At 62.1% G+C, this 16,309-nt stretch carries 15 protein-coding genes; 9 read left to right on the top strand and 6 right to left on the bottom strand.

The features are described 5' to 3' along the window. Positions 1-26: 26 nt before the first annotated feature. A complete protein-coding gene (locus WJU18_RS07885) occupies positions 27-1,499 on the bottom strand; it encodes an MFS transporter (RefSeq protein ID WP_423459549.1) in 1,473 nt (490 codons plus the stop codon). A 77-nt stretch (positions 1,500-1,576) separates the two neighbouring features. Between WJU18_RS07885 and WJU18_RS07880 the strand changes: the two genes are divergently transcribed. The 4 genes from WJU18_RS07880 to WJU18_RS07865 all read left to right on the top strand — a co-directional run bounded on the left by WJU18_RS07880 (position 1,577) and on the right by WJU18_RS07865 (position 5,004). Next, positions 1,577-2,107 (top strand): TetR family transcriptional regulator, encoded by a 531-nt coding sequence (locus WJU18_RS07880; RefSeq protein ID WP_423459548.1) that lies wholly within the window; start codon positions 1,577-1,579, stop codon positions 2,105-2,107. Between the two features lie 300 nt (positions 2,108-2,407). Next, positions 2,408-3,814, top strand: coding sequence for a hypothetical protein (locus WJU18_RS07875; RefSeq protein WP_423459547.1), 1,407 nt, complete (start codon positions 2,408-2,410; stop codon positions 3,812-3,814). After that, positions 3,781-4,446 carry a hypothetical protein gene (locus tag WJU18_RS07870; RefSeq protein WP_423459546.1) on the top strand — a complete coding sequence of 222 codons (666 nt, stop codon included), beginning with the start codon at positions 3,781-3,783 and terminating at the stop codon, positions 4,444-4,446. Before WJU18_RS07875 ends, WJU18_RS07870 begins: the two co-directional genes overlap by 34 nt. A gap of 93 nt (positions 4,447-4,539) precedes the next feature. Then, a complete protein-coding gene (locus WJU18_RS07865) occupies positions 4,540-5,004 on the top strand; it encodes an SH3 domain-containing protein (protein WP_423459545.1) in 465 nt (154 codons plus the stop codon). 220 nt (positions 5,005-5,224) lie between these two features. Here the strand turns inward: WJU18_RS07865 and ychF are convergent, their stop codons facing one another. Both ychF and WJU18_RS07855 read right to left on the bottom strand, forming a co-directional pair. Further along, on the bottom strand, positions 5,225-6,319 hold the full coding sequence (gene ychF, locus WJU18_RS07860) for a redox-regulated ATPase YchF (protein WP_423459544.1): 1,095 nt from the start codon (positions 6,317-6,319) through the stop codon (positions 5,225-5,227). A 177-nt stretch (positions 6,320-6,496) separates the two neighbouring features. Next, positions 6,497-7,375 carry an MOSC domain-containing protein gene (locus tag WJU18_RS07855; protein ID WP_423459543.1) on the bottom strand — a complete coding sequence of 293 codons (879 nt, stop codon included), beginning with the start codon at positions 7,373-7,375 and terminating at the stop codon, positions 6,497-6,499. Positions 7,376-7,508: 133 nt separating this feature from the next. Between WJU18_RS07855 and WJU18_RS07850 the strand changes: the two genes are divergently transcribed. Genes WJU18_RS07850 through WJU18_RS07835 form a run of 4 tightly spaced genes read left to right on the top strand, consistent with a single transcriptional unit; the run spans position 7,509 to position 12,613 of the window. Continuing rightward, positions 7,509-8,690, top strand: coding sequence for an FAD-dependent monooxygenase (locus WJU18_RS07850; protein ID WP_423459542.1), 1,182 nt, complete (start codon positions 7,509-7,511; stop codon positions 8,688-8,690). Then, complete coding sequence (locus WJU18_RS07845) at positions 8,687-9,406, top strand: DsbC family protein (RefSeq protein ID WP_423459541.1); 720 nt, start codon at positions 8,687-8,689, stop codon at positions 9,404-9,406. The genes WJU18_RS07850 and WJU18_RS07845 overlap by 4 nt, the downstream gene beginning before the upstream one ends. A gap of 52 nt (positions 9,407-9,458) precedes the next feature. Beyond that, complete coding sequence (locus tag WJU18_RS07840) at positions 9,459-11,360, top strand: M61 family metallopeptidase (RefSeq protein ID WP_423459540.1); 1,902 nt, start codon at positions 9,459-9,461, stop codon at positions 11,358-11,360. Beyond that, positions 11,345-12,613 carry a DUF3108 domain-containing protein gene (locus WJU18_RS07835; RefSeq protein WP_423459539.1) on the top strand — a complete coding sequence of 423 codons (1,269 nt, stop codon included), beginning with the start codon at positions 11,345-11,347 and terminating at the stop codon, positions 12,611-12,613. The genes WJU18_RS07840 and WJU18_RS07835 overlap by 16 nt, the downstream gene beginning before the upstream one ends. A gap of 112 nt (positions 12,614-12,725) precedes the next feature. Here WJU18_RS07835 and paaK read toward each other — a convergent pair whose 3' ends face one another. Genes paaK through WJU18_RS07820 form a run of 3 tightly spaced genes read right to left on the bottom strand, consistent with a single transcriptional unit; the run spans position 12,726 to position 15,299 of the window. Beyond that, a complete protein-coding gene (gene paaK / locus WJU18_RS07830) occupies positions 12,726-14,021 on the bottom strand; it encodes a phenylacetate--CoA ligase PaaK (protein ID WP_423459538.1) in 1,296 nt (431 codons plus the stop codon). Between the two features lie 10 nt (positions 14,022-14,031). Beyond that, on the bottom strand, positions 14,032-14,499 hold the full coding sequence (paaI, locus tag WJU18_RS07825; protein ID WP_423460961.1) for a hydroxyphenylacetyl-CoA thioesterase PaaI: 468 nt from the start codon (positions 14,497-14,499) through the stop codon (positions 14,032-14,034). Beyond that, entirely contained in the window at positions 14,499-15,299 is an 801-nt protein-coding gene (locus tag WJU18_RS07820; RefSeq protein ID WP_423459537.1) for an enoyl-CoA hydratase-related protein, read from the bottom strand. The genes paaI and WJU18_RS07820 overlap by 1 nt, the downstream gene beginning before the upstream one ends. A gap of 145 nt (positions 15,300-15,444) precedes the next feature. On the opposite strand from WJU18_RS07820, the gene WJU18_RS07815 reads away from it, so the two are divergent. Continuing rightward, positions 15,445-16,224 (top strand): enoyl-CoA hydratase, encoded by a 780-nt coding sequence (locus WJU18_RS07815; RefSeq protein WP_423459536.1) that lies wholly within the window; start codon positions 15,445-15,447, stop codon positions 16,222-16,224. Positions 16,225-16,309: the final 85 nt, after the last annotated feature.

The raw sequence follows: 16,309 nt of genomic DNA, 5'->3' as shown, positions 1-16,309 counted from the left end.
ATTACCGAAACGGCCCGGAAGACGCCTCATGACCGGCTTCTTGCTTTCGCTCCCATGAAGAAAACCACGAACGTCAGCCCCAAAAGAATCGCGGCCACCGAGAGGCTCACCCGCGCGAATGAGGCCTCAAAGGCGTGCAAGGCGCTGTCCAGCATGCTGGATGCTTCCGGATGGTTCTGCACGTACATGTAAGCCTCGTCCAGGCTGCTCCCCGCCTTACCAGCAAAACCATCCTTGTGCATGGAGGATGCATAGACCGCCGTCATGATGGAACCGAAGATCGTGACACCGAACCCTCCACCAAACTCATAGGCCACTCCCTCGGCGGAACCCGCCATGCCCGCGCGGTCTTCCGGCACATTGCTCATGACCAAGGTACTCGAAGCTGTCAGGCTGGCCCCTATGCCTATGCCGCATACAGACAAAGCTGCCAGTTGAGACAAGGTACTGCCGTCCCGCAGGAGGAGATAACCCAGAATCCCCAGGAACGTCAGCGCCAAGCCGCCCACGATGACGCGCACGCTTCCTACCCGGCCGATCAAGGCGCCTGCCAACGGCCCGGCAAAAAACGAGCCCAGGGAAATTGGCAGTACATAAGCGCCTGCTTCCAGGGGGCTTTTGCCGATCACGAGTTGAAGACGCTGGCTGAGCACCAGCTCGAATCCGATCAGCGTCATGGAAACGATCAACGCCACCAGCATGCCCATGGCGACGGGCGTCTCGGCCAACAGGCGCAGATCGATCAACGGCCGGGGGATGCGCAGTTGCCTCCGGGCAAACAGGTAAAGCGCGCAAGCGCCAAGCACAAACGCCACCCATGCCACCGCAGCGCTGCCCTCCGGCTTGGCAAACTCCTTGATACCGTACGCGAGGGCAATGATGCCGACCATGCTTTGCAGGCAGCTCCGCAGATCAATGGTGATGTCCGGATTCCCGGCCTTGGCAGGCACATACAGCCATGCAAGAAGCGTGGCGGCGGCAATGATAGGCACGTTGATCAGGAAAACAGAGCCCCACCAGAAATGCTCCAGCAAGGCGCCGCCCAGCAGTGGGCCTACCGCGGCCCCGCCCGAGGCAATCGCGGCCCAGATGCCGATGGCCAGGGCCAGTTCCTTGGCATCCTGGAAACTCACGCGGATGATGGCGATGGTGGCCGGCATCATCGCGGCCCCTCCCACGGCCAGCAACGCCCGCGCGGCAATCAGCACTTCCGGGCTGGGCGCGAATGCCGCCGCCGTGGAAGCCATGCCGAACGTGACCATGCCGAAGATGAAGACCCGGCGATGCCCCCATCGGTCTCCCAAGGCGCCAAGCACGGGCATCAGGCCCGCCATGACCAGCGAGTAGGCATTGAGAATCCACAGCTTCTCGGAAGCAGTGGTCTGCAATGCCTGAGCCAGGCTGGGAAGTGCCGTGTAGAGCACCGTCATGTCGATCACGACCAAAAAGAGAGCCACCGAAACAATAGCCAAGGTCAACCAGCGACGCTTGAACTCCATACCGTACCTTTTGTCCATTAAATTAAAATACGATCGTATTTTAATACAATCGTATTTTTATTGCCTGGAACGCTGGCATGGGAAGAAAACCATCCATAGACAAAGCGCGCCTGCTCGAGGCGGCCGAGCAGATCATCGTGACGCGCGGCGCCGGCGCCTTGTCGTTCGACGCCATCGCCAAGGCCGCCGGCGTGAGCAAGGGGGTGCAGGGTGCTTTCGGCTCGAAGGAAGAACTCCTGAGCGCGCTTTATGCACACCTGGATGCGGGGTACGAAGAGAGGTTCAGCGCGTCCAGGGGGGCTGGCGCCTCCCCGGTAAACGCCTACGTGGACGCGGTCGTTTCGGCCGAATCCATGGTCAACCAGCGAATCGCCGCCTTGTCCCTGGCCATGGCCCTGGAGCCGGAAAGCCGTGAATACGTGCGCAAATGGTATGCCGCCACTTTTCAGAATCTCTCGGCGGCGACGCCGGAAGGCCGCCAGGAGATCCTGCGCCTATGCGCGCTGGAAGGCGCCTTGATGCTCCGGTTCATGAACTTGCTCCCCATCGCAAATGAGGATTGGGCGCAAGTTTTCTCGGATGTTCGCGGGAACGGACGATCTGCCTAGCCCATTGAGAAAACCATCTCAACACTTGGAGGCGCCATCACAGGGCGCCGCTTGCGGGCGAAATGCACACAAATCAGCATTCGCGTTCAACGCTTCGCTGTTTTAGTGAATTAGTTGGCATCGGTCACCCGTTCCGCAATTGACACAAAAATTCAACGCAAACGACACTATAGGTTACATCTATCGTGAAGTTGAATGCCTGCGTACGCTCCAAAATCTCCCCTTCTCCGCTCGCTCCCTCCCTTCCCCGGCCTACGGCCCCTGCTGACAGCAGCGTTACTGAGTTCTTCCATCACCGCCTTGGCCGCCGACAACATTTCGGCGGTTTTTGGAAGCTATGGCGGCGGCTGGAGTTCAACGTCGGGCGTCATCGCCGACGGCTCCAATGATTTACTGTCATTCACCGTGCTCGGAACCACCTATTCGACTGGTGTGAACGACGCCTTGGTGCCTGGATCGTTTACCCCTGCCAGCTTCCGCGCCTTCAATCCAGATCCATCCCAAGTTCCTGCGGTGGGAGGATTGAATGCGGTTCCGCTTTCCGGCACCTACAACCCCGCCAAAACGCGGGCGTCGTATCTCTCCGACGGCAACCACGGCCTCGATCTGAATACTGCGCTGTTCAACATTCCCAAAACCGAATTGCGCTATTTCGCTACCGTAGCCAATGCCAGTGCGATCGCGGACACAGTGCCGGATGTTCTGGTGACTCAGGTAGGACAGCCTTCAAACCAAACCTTCGATGAGTTCTACTTCACGGACAACAGTGGCCAAATGGTCGGCAATGCCGTGCAAATCATCTTTGGCTCTGGCGCCGGCAACGCCGTGCCGGCGATAGGCAAGCAGAACTGGCAATTCTGGAACCCCAACCATACGGCGCAGTCCAACCTGAATGGCAACCGCGACTTGCGCATGCGGGCCTATCATCTTTCAGACTTTGGCATCACCGCCCTGAACATGGGACAAATTACCCGTTTCGTCCAAAAGATGAGTGGTGAATCGGACGTCTCGTTCGTGGCCTACAACGAGGAAGCCGTGACCGTACCCGCGTCGCTGGTTGTGAACAAAACCAACGGCTTCACGCAGTTGGAAGCGGCCAAGACCGGAGTGGTATACACCGTCACACTCACCAACGTCGGCGGCTCCATGGCCACTGGGGTCAGTTGGCAAGATGCACCGCTCGGATTGGCGATCACCAGCATCACCAGCCTGACTACTCCGGACGACCCTGAAAACGCAGGTCTCTGCACCCTTACAGGCTGCACCTCCATCTCCATCAGCCCCGGCAGCACCTTTAGCTATCAGGTCACCGCCAACGTCACTGGTGCCGCTGGCTCAATCGCCCGCAACACCGCCACGGTGAATGGCGGAGGCTGCAACGCTGGCACCGCGACCCAGCCCACCGCAGTGTGCACAAGTACCGACGAAGATCCCATCGTGACGCCACCAGCATCCGTCACGGTCCACAAGACCAACCATCTCGACGAAGTCACCCAGGGCAGCAGCATCCTCTACACCGTAGTGCTCACCAACAACGGCGAGAGTGAAGCCAGCAACCTGCAATGGACCGATACGCCGGACGGCTTGACGATCACGGCCATTACACCCACCAGCGCCGTCACGCCCCCGGCGCCGCCGGCATCTGCAGCCTCACTGGCTGCTCCGGCATCATATTGCCCACCGGCAGCAGCGCCAGCTATGCGGTGACGGCTACGGTCACGGCGGCCGCTGGAGCCACAGCGGCCAATACCGCCATAGTCAATGGCGGCGGATGCCTGAACGGCACACCCGACAGCGACAGTCCGAACGCCGTCTGCACGTCAATTGATCGAGATCCGGTGATACCGGAGGTGGTACTTGTCCCGGCCCTGAAGATCATCAAGACCAACACCATCAATGTGGTCAAGCCCGGCGATACCGTCACCTACACGGTGACCATCGAGAACACAGGTACGGGCCCGGCCACGAACGTGAGTTGGACAGACACCCCCGAAAACCTGAACGTCACCAGCATCGTCAGCGAGAACGTCGGCAATGGCAGCCAGGCTGGCACATGCACGACCACAGGATGTACGGGCATCGCTGTGGCACAGGTCGATGGCGTCGTCAGCTATACAGTGACGGCCACCGTCAATGCCAATGCAACCGGCAGCATCACCAACACCGCCACACTCAGCGGCGATTGCACGGGCGATGATTGCAGCAGCAGCGACACCGACACCATCACGCCGGGCGCAGCCCCAACGCCAGTGCCTGCCACATCAAATGCCGCGTTGATGCTACTGGGCATGCTGCTGATGGCAGCTGTCTGGCGAGTCAAGCGTGTTCGGAAAGGCTAAGACTGATAGAGGCCACGGCCTTTGCGCAAATACAATTGAAACACAATGAAAATAAAGGGGAACTTTGCAGCATATTGGCCTTCATGAAGGGATATGCCAAAGAATCAAATCACCGCCCCAGCTTTCTTCGCTTCACTTGTCCTCAGCGCTTCAATAGCTTTTCCCGGCTCAGCGTCTGCGCAGCAGATGGTGAGCATTTCCAAGACTGAAGTCAACATGCGCTCAGGGCCTGGGACGAATCACGATGTGAATTGGGCTTTGGTTAAAGGCTACCCGCTGCAGGTGTTGAGCCGCAAAGGCAATTGGCTTCAGGTTCGTGATTTTGAAAATGACAAAGGGTGGGTATTCAGGTCATTGACTGTGAAATCACCCCATCACATCGTCAAAGCCAATGTGGCCAATCTCAGATCGCAACCCACGACCCGCAGCAAAGTCACCGGCAAGCTTGTATATGGCGAAGTACTCACCACGTTAGACAAGCGCTCGGGATGGGTCAAGGTTCAACGCGACACGGGTGTGAAAGGCTGGGTTTCCCGCAACCTGCTGTGGGGGTGGTAAAGGCTTGTCGCAGGTTTTCACCGGATCAATACATATCCGGCATGGACAGCACCCATATCTCACTCAATCTTTTCTTGGGAAACATGAAAAGCGGCGCCACATGCAAAAACACGGTGCGCCGTTTTTTTTCACCTAACCCGTTAGCTTCAAAGACCGCCAAGGGTCATCATGAAACAAGGCGAATAGATGTGAGTATTGCCTTCAGACGTCGATCACACGTTTAAACGTTGAAGAGGAAATTCATCACATCCCCATCCTTGACGATGTATTCCTTGCCTTCACTGCGCATCTTTCCCGAATCCTTGGCGCCCTGCTCGCCTTTGAACTGGATGTAGTCGTCAAAGGCGATGGTCTGCGCACGGATGAAGCCGCGCTCGAAATCGCCATGGATCACGCCAGCGGCTTGCGGAGCGGTGTCGCCGATATGGATGGTCCAGGCGCGGACTTCCTTCACGCCGGCGGTGAAATAGGTCTGCAAGCCCAGCAACTTGAAGGCGGCACGGATCAGGCGGTTCAGGCCTGGCTCTTCCTGGCCCATCTCGGCCAGGAACAAAGCCTTGTCCTCGTCGTTCATGTCGGCCATATCGGCTTCCATCTTGGCGCAGATGGCCACCATGGGCGCATTCTGCGTGGCCGCGTATTCTTGCAAGCGATCAAGCAGCGGGTTGTTCTCGAAGCCGTCCTCGGATACGTTGCCCACGAACATCGCCGGCTTGGCCGTGATGAGGCACAGGGGCTTGAGTACGGCCTGGTCTTCTTTCGAGAGCTGCAGGGTACGCACCGGCTTGCCTTCGTTCAGCGCTGCCTGCACGGGGCCCAGCAGCTTGAGCATGGCGGTGGCTTCCTTGTCGTTACCGCTCTTGGCCGCCTTGGTGTAGCGCTGATGCGCTTTTTCCACGGTACCCAGGTCAGCCAGGCACAGCTCAGTCTGGATGACCTCGATATCCGCGATGGGATCCACCTTGCCTGCGACGTGGATCACGTTCGGATCTTCGAAGCAGCGCACCACGTTCACGATGGCGTCGGTTTCGCGGATATGGGCCAGGAACTGGTTGCCCAGCCCTTCGCCCTTGCTGGCACCTGCCACCAGGCCCGCGATGTCGACAAATTCGACAATCGCAGGCAGCACGCGCTCAGGCTTCACGATCTCGGCGAGTTTCGCCAGGCGCGGATCAGGCACTTCAACCACGCCCGTGTTCGGCTCGATGGTGCAGAAGGGATAGTTCTCGGCGGCGATGCCCGCCTTGGTCAGCGCGTTGAAAAGCGTGGACTTGCCCACGTTGGGCAGGCCCACGATGCCGCATTGCAAGCTCATGGAAGTTCCTTGTCAGCAGAACCTACTCCTGCATCATTCCCGCGCGGGCGGAAATCCAGGGGGTTGTCGAAAGGCCGCACTGGATTCCCGCCTGCGCGGGAATGAGAAAGCCTTGTGTAAGTCCTGATCTGCTGCCGATTGTACTAATGGGACCCTGGAGGCTGCCGGACTTGGCTCCTAGTCGAACCGGAAATCCGCCCCCACGGCATCACCCACGCGCAGCGTGCGCCCTGCGCCTTCCAGCACGATGCCGTTCATGCCGAAGGTGAGTGCGCCTTCCAGGCGCGGGTCGGCACGATAGGTCCGCAGCGTTTCGAGCACCTCGGGGCTGGATTCGGCTGTGGCCGGATCGATGTTCGGGATCGGGCATCGCGAGCAAGGCTTCACGGGGCGCACCCGCACCAAACCGTCCCCGGTGGCAATGCGAATCTCATCGAGGCGATCTTCGTCGTGCTCCTCCACGCCTGAAAGCACGATGTTGGGGCGAAAGCGCTCGATACCCACGGCCTCATGGCCGGCGGCCTGCAAACGCCCGTTCAGGCCCCCCAACGAAGCTTCGCTGGCCACCAGCAGCGGAAAACCATCCGCGAACTCGATGGGAGCGTCCACCTCGCCCGTCCATTGCTTGGAGGCCAGCCTCCGCATATCAGGATCGAAGCGCGCCAGCCGCAATCCCGGCTGCCCCAGGAAGTCGCTGAACCACTGCCCGGCCAGATCGCCCATGTCCCAGGCTGCCACCTCGTCTTTCCACACGCGTACGGTCGCAGGCGACTCGACCTCGTTGATCCCCAGATGCAAGGCCAGCATGCCGGGCGCGCGCAGCACCACTTCCAGCGCCTTGATCTGCGGCTGGATCAGGGCCATGCGCGGCAGCTGGCGTTGCGTCAGAAAGGTACCCTGGCTGTCCACCACCATCCACGCCCGATCGAGATCCAGGCCCGTTTCAGTCACCAGCGCCTCGCGCACCTCCACTCTGCCGCAGGATTTCACGGGGTGCACGAAAAGGCGCGCGATGCGTGCCTGCACATCGCCCGAAGGCACATCAGCTTGAGACATCTTTTCTGCCAATCAATTCAGAACAGAGGAGAACAGAGAACGGCCCGCGGGCATCCGCATGGGCCATGGTGGCGTATTTTGCTCGAATGGCCAGGAAGGCTTTGCCGCCCCCCGCCGCCTACAATGGGTGCCTATGGCGCTTTCTCCCGACATTTGCATCCGCGGCGCCGGCATCGTGGGCCGCGCGCTGGCATTGCTTCTGGCGCGTGAACGGCTGCGGGTGGCACTGGTTTCCCCTCCGCGCGATCCCGCCAGCGGCCATGGTGACGTGCGCGCCTACGCCCTCAGTCCGGCCGCGCGCACCCTGCTCGAATCGCTGCGCTGCTGGCCCGGCGAAAGAGCCGCCACGCCCGTGCTTGAAATGCAGGTCCATGGCGACGGCCAAGGCCAAGTGCAATTTTCTGCCGCGGCGCAAGGCGTGCCGGCGTTGAACTGGATCGTGGATGTGCCCGCCTTGGAGGCCAAGCTGGCCGAAGCCGTGCGCTACCAGAGCTCGATCGAGGAGGTCCAGGCCCCCGTACCCGCCCCGCTGACGGTGGTGTGCGAAGGGCGGGCAAGCCAGACCCGGGCCGAGCTGGGGGTGGAATTCACGACCACGCCCTACCCGCAACAAGCCATTGCCACCCGGATCGATTGCGAACACGCGCACGGCCAGGTCGCCCGCCAATGGTTCACGCCTGCAGGTGAAATCCTGGCGTTCCTGCCGCTGGACGGCGCGCATGGCAATCAGGTGGCCGTGGTATGGGCGGTGCGCACGGAACGCGTAGGCGAGCTGATGGGCTGCGAGCCCGGCGCCTTTGCCGCGCAGCTGGCCGAAGCAAGCAACCACGCGCTGGGCGCGGTGGCCATGGCCGCCGAGCGCGCCACCTGGCCGCTGATGCTGGCGCACGCTACCCGCTGGGTGGGACCCATGCCTGGACGGCCGGGCGAAAGTTTTGCCTTGGCCGGCGACGCCGCGCACACCATGCACCCGCTGGCTGGCCAGGGCTTGAATGTGGGCCTGGGCGATGTGGGCGAATTGGCACGGGTGCTGGCAGAGCGGGAGTCCTGGCGCAGCCCGGGTGACATGCGCCTGCTGCGCCGCTACGAACGGGCACGCCAGGCCGATTGGCTGCGCATGAGCCTGGCGACCGATGCGCTGCAACAACTTTTCGGCCGCTCGGAAGGCCTCGTGACCACGCTGCGCAACTGGGGCATGACGGCATTCGACCACAGCGGACCGCTGAAATCACGCATTGCCCGGCTTGCCATGGGAACTACCGGCCCGCAAGCGCCTCGTACCTTATTCACCCCCGACCACCCGTTTTCGTCATGATCCTCTCACAACAAAAACTGCAAAAATTGTCAGCGGCGCTCGCGCTGGCCCTGATGCTGCCTTTCGCGGCCCACGCCCAGGAAGCCGCCATCCGCAAGAATCTGGCAGAGCGCATTCCCGCTCTGGCGCAGATCGATGAAATCAGCAAAACGGCCATGCCGGGGCTGTTCGAGGTGCGTGTGGGCAACGAGGTGCTCTACACCGACGCCGAGGGCAACTACCTGATCCAGGGCAGCCTGCTGGACACGCGCAACAAGAGGAACCTGACCGACGAGCGCATCGAAAAGCTCACCGCGATCGATTTCAAGGATCTGCCGGCCAAGAATGCCTTCACCATCGTGCGCGGCAATGGCAAGCGCAAGCTGGCCGTGTTCGAAGACCCCAACTGCGGCTACTGCAAGCGCTTTGAAAAAGACATGCAGAACGTCGACAACGTGACGGTCAGCGTTTATCTGATCCCGATCCTGGGTGCCGATTCGGTGGAAAAAGCCCGCAACATCTGGTGCGCCAAGGATAAAGCCAAGGCCTGGAACGACTGGATGCATGACGCTGCCGTACCCAAGGCCGCCAGTTGCAATACCGATGCGATCACGGCCAACCTGGAGCTGGCCAAGAAATACCGTATCACCGGCACCCCAACTCTGGTATTTGCCGATGGCACCCGTGTGCCAGGCGCCATCAACGCCCAGCAGGTAGAGAAGCTGCTGACGCGCTGATGCGCTGCTTCAGCGCCCGGGGGCTCCTCCCAAGCTGATAAGGTTATGGGCTATGCCTAAGCCCTCTCAGACAAAGACCTCCCCGAAAAAGACCGGCATGGCCGCAGTAGCGCACTACGACATCGCAGCAGCTAGCCTGGCCGGCCACGAGTACGTCATCGAGCTCACCGTGCCGCGGCCCGCTGCGGTGCAGCGCGTCTCACTGCCCGTCTGGATTCCAGGCAGTTACCTGGTCCGCGAGTTTTCCCGGCACCTGCATGGGCTGGCCGCCCGCCAGGGGCGCAGCGCCTGCACCGTGCGTCAGATCGACAAATGCACCTGGGACATCGTTTGCGAACCTAACCGCCCGCTGGTGCTGCGCTATCAGGTTTATGCCTTTGACAACTCAGTCCGTACGGCATGGCTGGATAGCCAGCGCGGTTTCTTCAACCCCACCAGCCTGTGCCTGCGCGTGCACGGCCAGGAAGATTCGCCGCACACGCTTACGGTCAAAAAGCCGGACGACACCCCTGACTGGGAACTGGCCACCGCCCTCACACCCCGCCGCGCCGGCCCTGACGGCTTTGGCCGCTATACAGCCGCCAACTACGATGAACTAGCCGACAGCCCGGTGGAAATGGGGACTTTCTGGAGCGGCAGCTTCACGGCCGGTGGCGTCCCGCACCGTTTCGTGGTGGCGGGCGCACCCGCGACATTCGACAGCGCCCGGCTGTTGCGCGACGCCCAGAAAATCTGCGAAACCGCGATCCGCTTCTGGCATGGCGCCAACAAGGCCCCGCACAAGCACTACCTGTTCATGCTGAACGCGGTGGATGACGGCTACGGTGGCCTGGAGCATCGCGCCAGCACCGCGCTGATCTGCACCCGGCGGGATCTGCCCCGCCAGGGAGAAGCGCGCACCAATGAGGGCTACACCACGCTCCTGGGCCTCATCAGCCACGAATACTTTCATACCTGGAACGTCAAGCGCCTGCGCCCGAAGGAGTTTGCGCGCTACGACTACACGCGTGAAAACTACACCCGGCTGCTGTGGTTCTTCGAAGGCTTCACCAGCTATTACGACGATCTGCTGCTGCGCCGTGCAGGCTTGATCGACGATGCAGCCTACTTCAAGCTGCTGACCAAGACCGTCAACCAGGTGCAGCAGGCCCCAGGGCGCTATGCGCAATCGGTGGCCGAGGCCAGCTTCGATGCCTGGATCAAATACTACCGGCCCGACGAGAACACTGCCAACAGCACCATCAGCTACTACACCAAAGGTGCGCTGGTGGCCCTGTGCTTCGATCTCACTCTGCGCGGCGAAGGCCGCACCACGCTCGATGATGTGATGCGCGCCGTGTGGGAACGCTGCCAAGGTGGCCCCATGGCCGAAAGCGATTTCACCTTTGTTCTCAACAAGCTGGGCGGGCGCCGTTTCGATCGCGAAATGGCCGAATGGGTGCACGGCACAAACGAGTTGCCACTGAAAAAGCTGCTGCAGGCGCAGGGCGTCAAACTACTGGATGAGCCCTCCCAACTGGCCCAGGCACTGGGCCTGCGGGTGAGCGAAAACAGCGGCAGCGTGGTCATCAAAGTGGTCCTGGCCGGCGGCGCCGCCGCTACCGCCGGCTTGGCCGCTGGCGACGAATGGTTGGGCGTGGAGTTGCCCGCTACGCGCGGTGTGCCTGCCTCCGGCTGGCGCCTTTCGCGCCTGGATGATCTGACCCTGTATGCAGGTGAAGCCCGCCAGGTCACGGCCTTGGTGGCACGTGACAAACGCCTGCTTCGCCTGCCGCTCGGCATCCCAAGCGGGGCCACCACCTGGCGCCTGTTGCCCTCTCAGGAAAACGCAGCGCCGTCCCAAGCTGGCCTGCCTCCCTCTGGGGGTGGATCAGGCTCAGCCCGGCCCCGAGGGCTGTCAACCAGCGCGGCCGGCGACTCGCCGGCGAGCACGCGCACGTGGCCCGGCCGCTGAGAAGCTCCAAGCCATCGGGCCCACGCCGCGCAGCCGCGCGCGGCTGGGCCATTGCAACTCTGATTACCCTTGCGCTGCACCTGCTGGCTCTGGCGTGGCTGTCGCTCCTGATGCAACCGCCAAGCCTGCTCAAGGACGTCGCCACACCCTTCTATACGCGCACCATCACACCGCAAGCCACCGAGCAACCGCCTCCATCGGCTGATACCGCACCCAGCCCCGTCAGGCCATCGGTCCGCATCGCCTCGGCGGAGCCCGCCGTCCCGTCGGCCGCCAAGCCCCCTGGCAAAGCGAAAGTCGCCCCCAAGAAAAAGACCCCGAAACGCCCCGCCAGCGCCCCGCCAGCGGCGGAGCCGCCCGAGACGCCTCAAGACGAGCAGGTAGCGCAAGCACCCGCGGAAGACGCGAGCGCAGCAGAGCCGGCCAGCCACACATCCTCCGCGCCCCGGACAGGCGAGCCGTCCGACTCCGCGTCGCCAGATCAGGGCTCGCCTGCCGCGCCGGAATCCCCCACACGGACAGCGGACGCCTCAGTGGCGCCGGCCAGCCCGGCATCTGAAGCGTCTTCAGCCCCGCAGCCCGCCAGTGCCGCCAGCGGCGCTACACCAGCCTTCCTGGCGAGTTGGCCCAGCGACACCCGCCTGCGCTACCGCTTGGGCGGCAACTACCGCGGTGAGCTGCACGGCGATGCCGAAGTGCTCTGGCAGCGTGACGGCACGAACTACCAGGCCGTCATACAGCTTGATGTCGGTATTCTTTTGTCCTCGCGCTTCACCAGCCAAGGTGAGATTACCGAGGGCGGCCTGCGTCCCAAGGTGTATGAAGAGCAGATCCGCAAGAAACGGCGCGGCGTGCGCCTGGATGAAGATGTCCGCCTGGACAACGGCGAGCGGGTGCCACGGCCGCAGGACATACAGGATGCCGCGAGCCAGTTCGTGGAACTGGGGCACCGCTTCGCCACGGGCCAGGTGCGTCTGCAGCCGGGGGGTCAGGTTAATTTCTGGCTGGCGCGGCCCGGCGGCGTGGACGAGTGGACCTACGACATGGTCGGCGAGGACACCCTGTATCTGCCCAAGCTGGGCCCAGTGCCTGCGGTACACCTCAAGCCACGCCCCTTGGCCAAGCCGCGCGGCCCGATCACCGCGGAGATCTGGTTCGCGCCCAGCCTGCAGTATTTACCCGTGCGGATCAAGCTGACGTCCGGTCCGGACACCTACGTGGATCTGATGGTAGAGACGATAGAACAGAAATGATCCCCCTGAGGCGCTTGCGCGCCTTCCCCCGGGGGACGCTGCCTGCGGCCGGGCCAAGCCCGCTCCGCGGCAGCCCCGTGCGGGTTGCTCCGCAGCCTTCTGAGGCAGAGAGTTATTTTTTCCGTAGATCTACCACGCGCCGCGCTTTGCCAACGCTTCGCTCGATCCCGCCTTCGCCGCGCAGGTCGATCTCCACGCTACTGCCTACATACACCTTGATCTCGTGCTGCAACTGCTTGGCTGCGGCGCGAGCCTCGATGCTTTCTGGGCTGATACCTGGCGCGGTTTCAATGGCCACCTTGAGGTTGTCCATCGGCCCTTCACGGGTGAGCACGCACTGGTAGTGCGGCGCCAGCTCGGGGCGCTTGAGGATCAGTTCCTCGATCTGCGTGGGAAACACATTGACCCCGCGGATGATCATCATGTCATCGCTGCGGCCGGTGATTTTCTCCATGCGGCGCATAGTCCGCGCCGTGCCGGGCAGCAAGCGCGTCAGATCCCGCGTGCGGTAACGGATGATGGGCAGCGCCTCCTTCGTGAGGCTGGTGAAGACAAGCTCACCCTGCTCGCCATCCGCCACCGGCTCACCCGTATCGGGGTTGATGATCTCGGGATAGAAATGATCTTCCCAGATGGTCGGGCCATCCTTGGTCTCCACGCATTCGCTGGCGACGCCCGGCCCCATGACTTCGGAAAGGCCATAAATATCCACTGCGTCGATACTCATGCGCGCCTCAAGGGCAGAGCGCATTTCATTGGTCCACGGCTCGGCGCCAAAAATGCCGATGCGAAGAGATGTGGATTTGGCATCCAGCCCCATGCGTTCGATCTCATCGGCAATGGCCAGCATGTAGCTGGGCGTGACCATGATGATGTCCGGCTTGAAATCCTGAATGAGCTGAATTTGCTTTTCAGTCTGGCCGCCGCCAAACGGCACCACTGTCAGGCCCAGTTTCTCGGCACCGTAGTGCGCCCCCATGCCGCCGGTAAAAAGGCCGTAACCGTAGCTCACGTGAACCATGTCGCCCGGGCGGGCGCCACCGGCACGGATGGAACGCGCCACCACGCCGGCCCACGTATCGATGTCCTTGGCCGTATAGCCCACCACGGTCGGCTTGCCCGTAGTGCCGCTGCTGGCATGAACGCGCACAACCTGATCGCGCGGCACGGCGAACATACCGAAGGGGTAGTTGTCGCGCAGGTCTGATTTGGTGGTGAACGGAAACTTGGCCAGGTCGGCCAGCGTCTTGCAATCGTCAGGGTGCACACCAGCCGCATCGAACTTGGCTTTGTAAACCGGCGAGTTCTCATAGGCATGCTTGAGCGACCAGCGCAGCCGCTCCAGTTGCAAGGCGCGCAACTCATCAATGCTGGCCTTCTCTATCGGCTCGAGCGGGAAGTTTTTCATTTTCTAGCCTTTAGGTTGAAACTTCTTCAGTGGGAATGACAGTGCCCGGGATCTGCGCGCTCTTGCCCCGGAAAAGAGCCACGGTCTGGCCTTTCTGGTTGGTCACGCGCATGTCGTAAATGCCGTGCCGCCCGCTTTGCACCTGCTCGACGCCTTCGCAGGTAAGCACATCGCCCTCGTAGGCAGGTTTGAGAAACTCGATCGAGCAGCCCGCCGCCACGGTGTTGTGATTGCGGCTGTTGCACGCAAACGCGAACGTTGAATCAGCCAGAGTGAAGATGAAGCCGCCGTGGCAGATCTGGTGGCCGTTCAGGTGAAGGGCGCGCACGGTCATGCGCATCATGGAGCGGCCTGGCTCGCAAGCCAGCAACTCCATACCCATGGTGTCCTTGGAAGCCACGTCCACCGAGAACATGGCTTCGCCCACACGGCGCGACAGATCACGCGCCTGTTCAGGCGTCAGGGAAGCCTGCGTCATCATTCCCCCTTGAATTCCGGCGTGCGCTTTTGCAGGAAGGCTGTCACGCCCTCGATGTAATCGTGCGTGAAGCCCATGCGCGACTGGATGTCGCGCTCGGCATCGAGCTGCTCGTCCAGGCTGTGCGTGTGAGCGTTGCGCAGCAGGTGGCGCGTGGCCACCAGCGCCTTGGTGGGCATGGCCGCGAGACGCTGCGCCATGGCCTTGGCGGCCGCGACGGCATCTTCCTGCACATCCCAGATCATGCCCATGGCCTTGGCATCGGCCGCCGGGAGTTTGTCGCCCGTGAACGCCAGGGCCATGGCCCGCGCCAGCCCGACGCGCTGCGGCAGCAGCCAGGTCCCGCCGCTATCCGGCACCAGGCCGATCTTGCTGAAAGCCTGGATGAAGCTGGCGCCCGGCGCCGCAATGGCGATATCGCAGGCCATCGCCACTGAGGCGCCCGCCCCGGCGGCCACGCCGTTCACCGCGCAGATGGTGGGCACGCGCACATTCACGAGGCGCCGTGTGGTGGGGTTGAACGCTTCCTGGATCACCGGACCGGGATCAGCGCGGTGCATGATGTCAGCACCTTCGCGAAAATCGAACTCCGACAGATCCGCTCCCGCGCAAAAACCCCTGCCAGCGCCGGTCAGCACCAGGGCACGGATGTTCTTGTCGGCCTCCACCCGATCGAGTGCGGCCCACAGGTCGCGGTGCATCTGCCGGGTAAAACTGTTGAGCGCCTGAGGGCGGTTGAGGGTCAGGATGGCGACGGCGCCATCGGTTTCGTACAGGACGCAGGATTCCGCGTTGGTCATGGATTTGTCTCCTTCAGGCGTAAATTTACCATTAACCAACCGATTGGTCGGCTAACTAGGTAATTGAATAGGTCAATACGCTCGTTATAGTGGCCCCTGCGCGCCATCGCGACAACACCCTTTCAAGAAAAGCAGGAGAAATTTCATGGCTTATGAATTCATCGAAGTCCGCACCGAAGGCGGGAAAGTCGGCATCATCACCCTGAACCGCCCCAAGCAGCTCAATGCGCTGAACGGTCAATTGATGGTGGAGCTGGGCCAGGCCCTCAAGGCCTTCGATGCCGACCAGGCCATCGGTTGCATGATCATCACCGGCAGTGAAAAGGCCTTTGCCGCCGGCGCCGACATCGGCGCCATGGCCACCTACAGCTTTGCCGACGTCTACAAGGACGACTACATCACGCGCGACTGGGAAACCATCCGCTCCATCCGCAAGCCTGTCATCGCCGCCGTGAGCGGCTTCGCCCTGGGCGGTGGCTGCGAACTCGCCATGATGTGCGATTTCATCATTGCGGCCGACAACGCCAAGTTCGGCCAACCGGAAATCAAGCTGGGCGTGATCCCCGGCGCTGGCGGCACGCAACGCCTGCCGCGCGCGGTCGGCAAGGCCAAGGCCATGGACCTGGCCCTCACCGGCCGCATGATGAATGCCGAGGAAGCCGAGCGCTCCGGCCTGGTCAGCCGCGTCGTGCCGCTCGACAAGCTGATGGAAGAAACCCTGGGTGCCGCTCTCATGATCTGCGGCTACGGCCAATTGGCGGTGATGGCCGCGAAGGAAAGCGTCAACCGCGCCTTCGAAGGCACCCTGAGCGACGGCGTGATGTTCGAACGCCGCCTGTTCCATGCCCTGTTCGCCACCAACGACCAAAAAGAAGGCATGGACGCCTTCGTCAACAAGCGCCCCGCCGCTTTCACGCACAGCTAAGCCCACTTGGGACCGCCGAGCTCCAGCTCGGCATGTGCGGCAAATAAGGAAAGCAGGCGTGCCGAGCTGGAGCTCGGCGGTCCCA

The organism is Ottowia sp. VDI28 (assembly GCF_049532675.1).
In the GTDB taxonomy this organism is placed as follows: domain Bacteria; phylum Pseudomonadota; class Gammaproteobacteria; order Burkholderiales; family Burkholderiaceae_C; genus Ottowia.
This window is presented reverse-complemented; position numbering and strand designations above follow the sequence as displayed.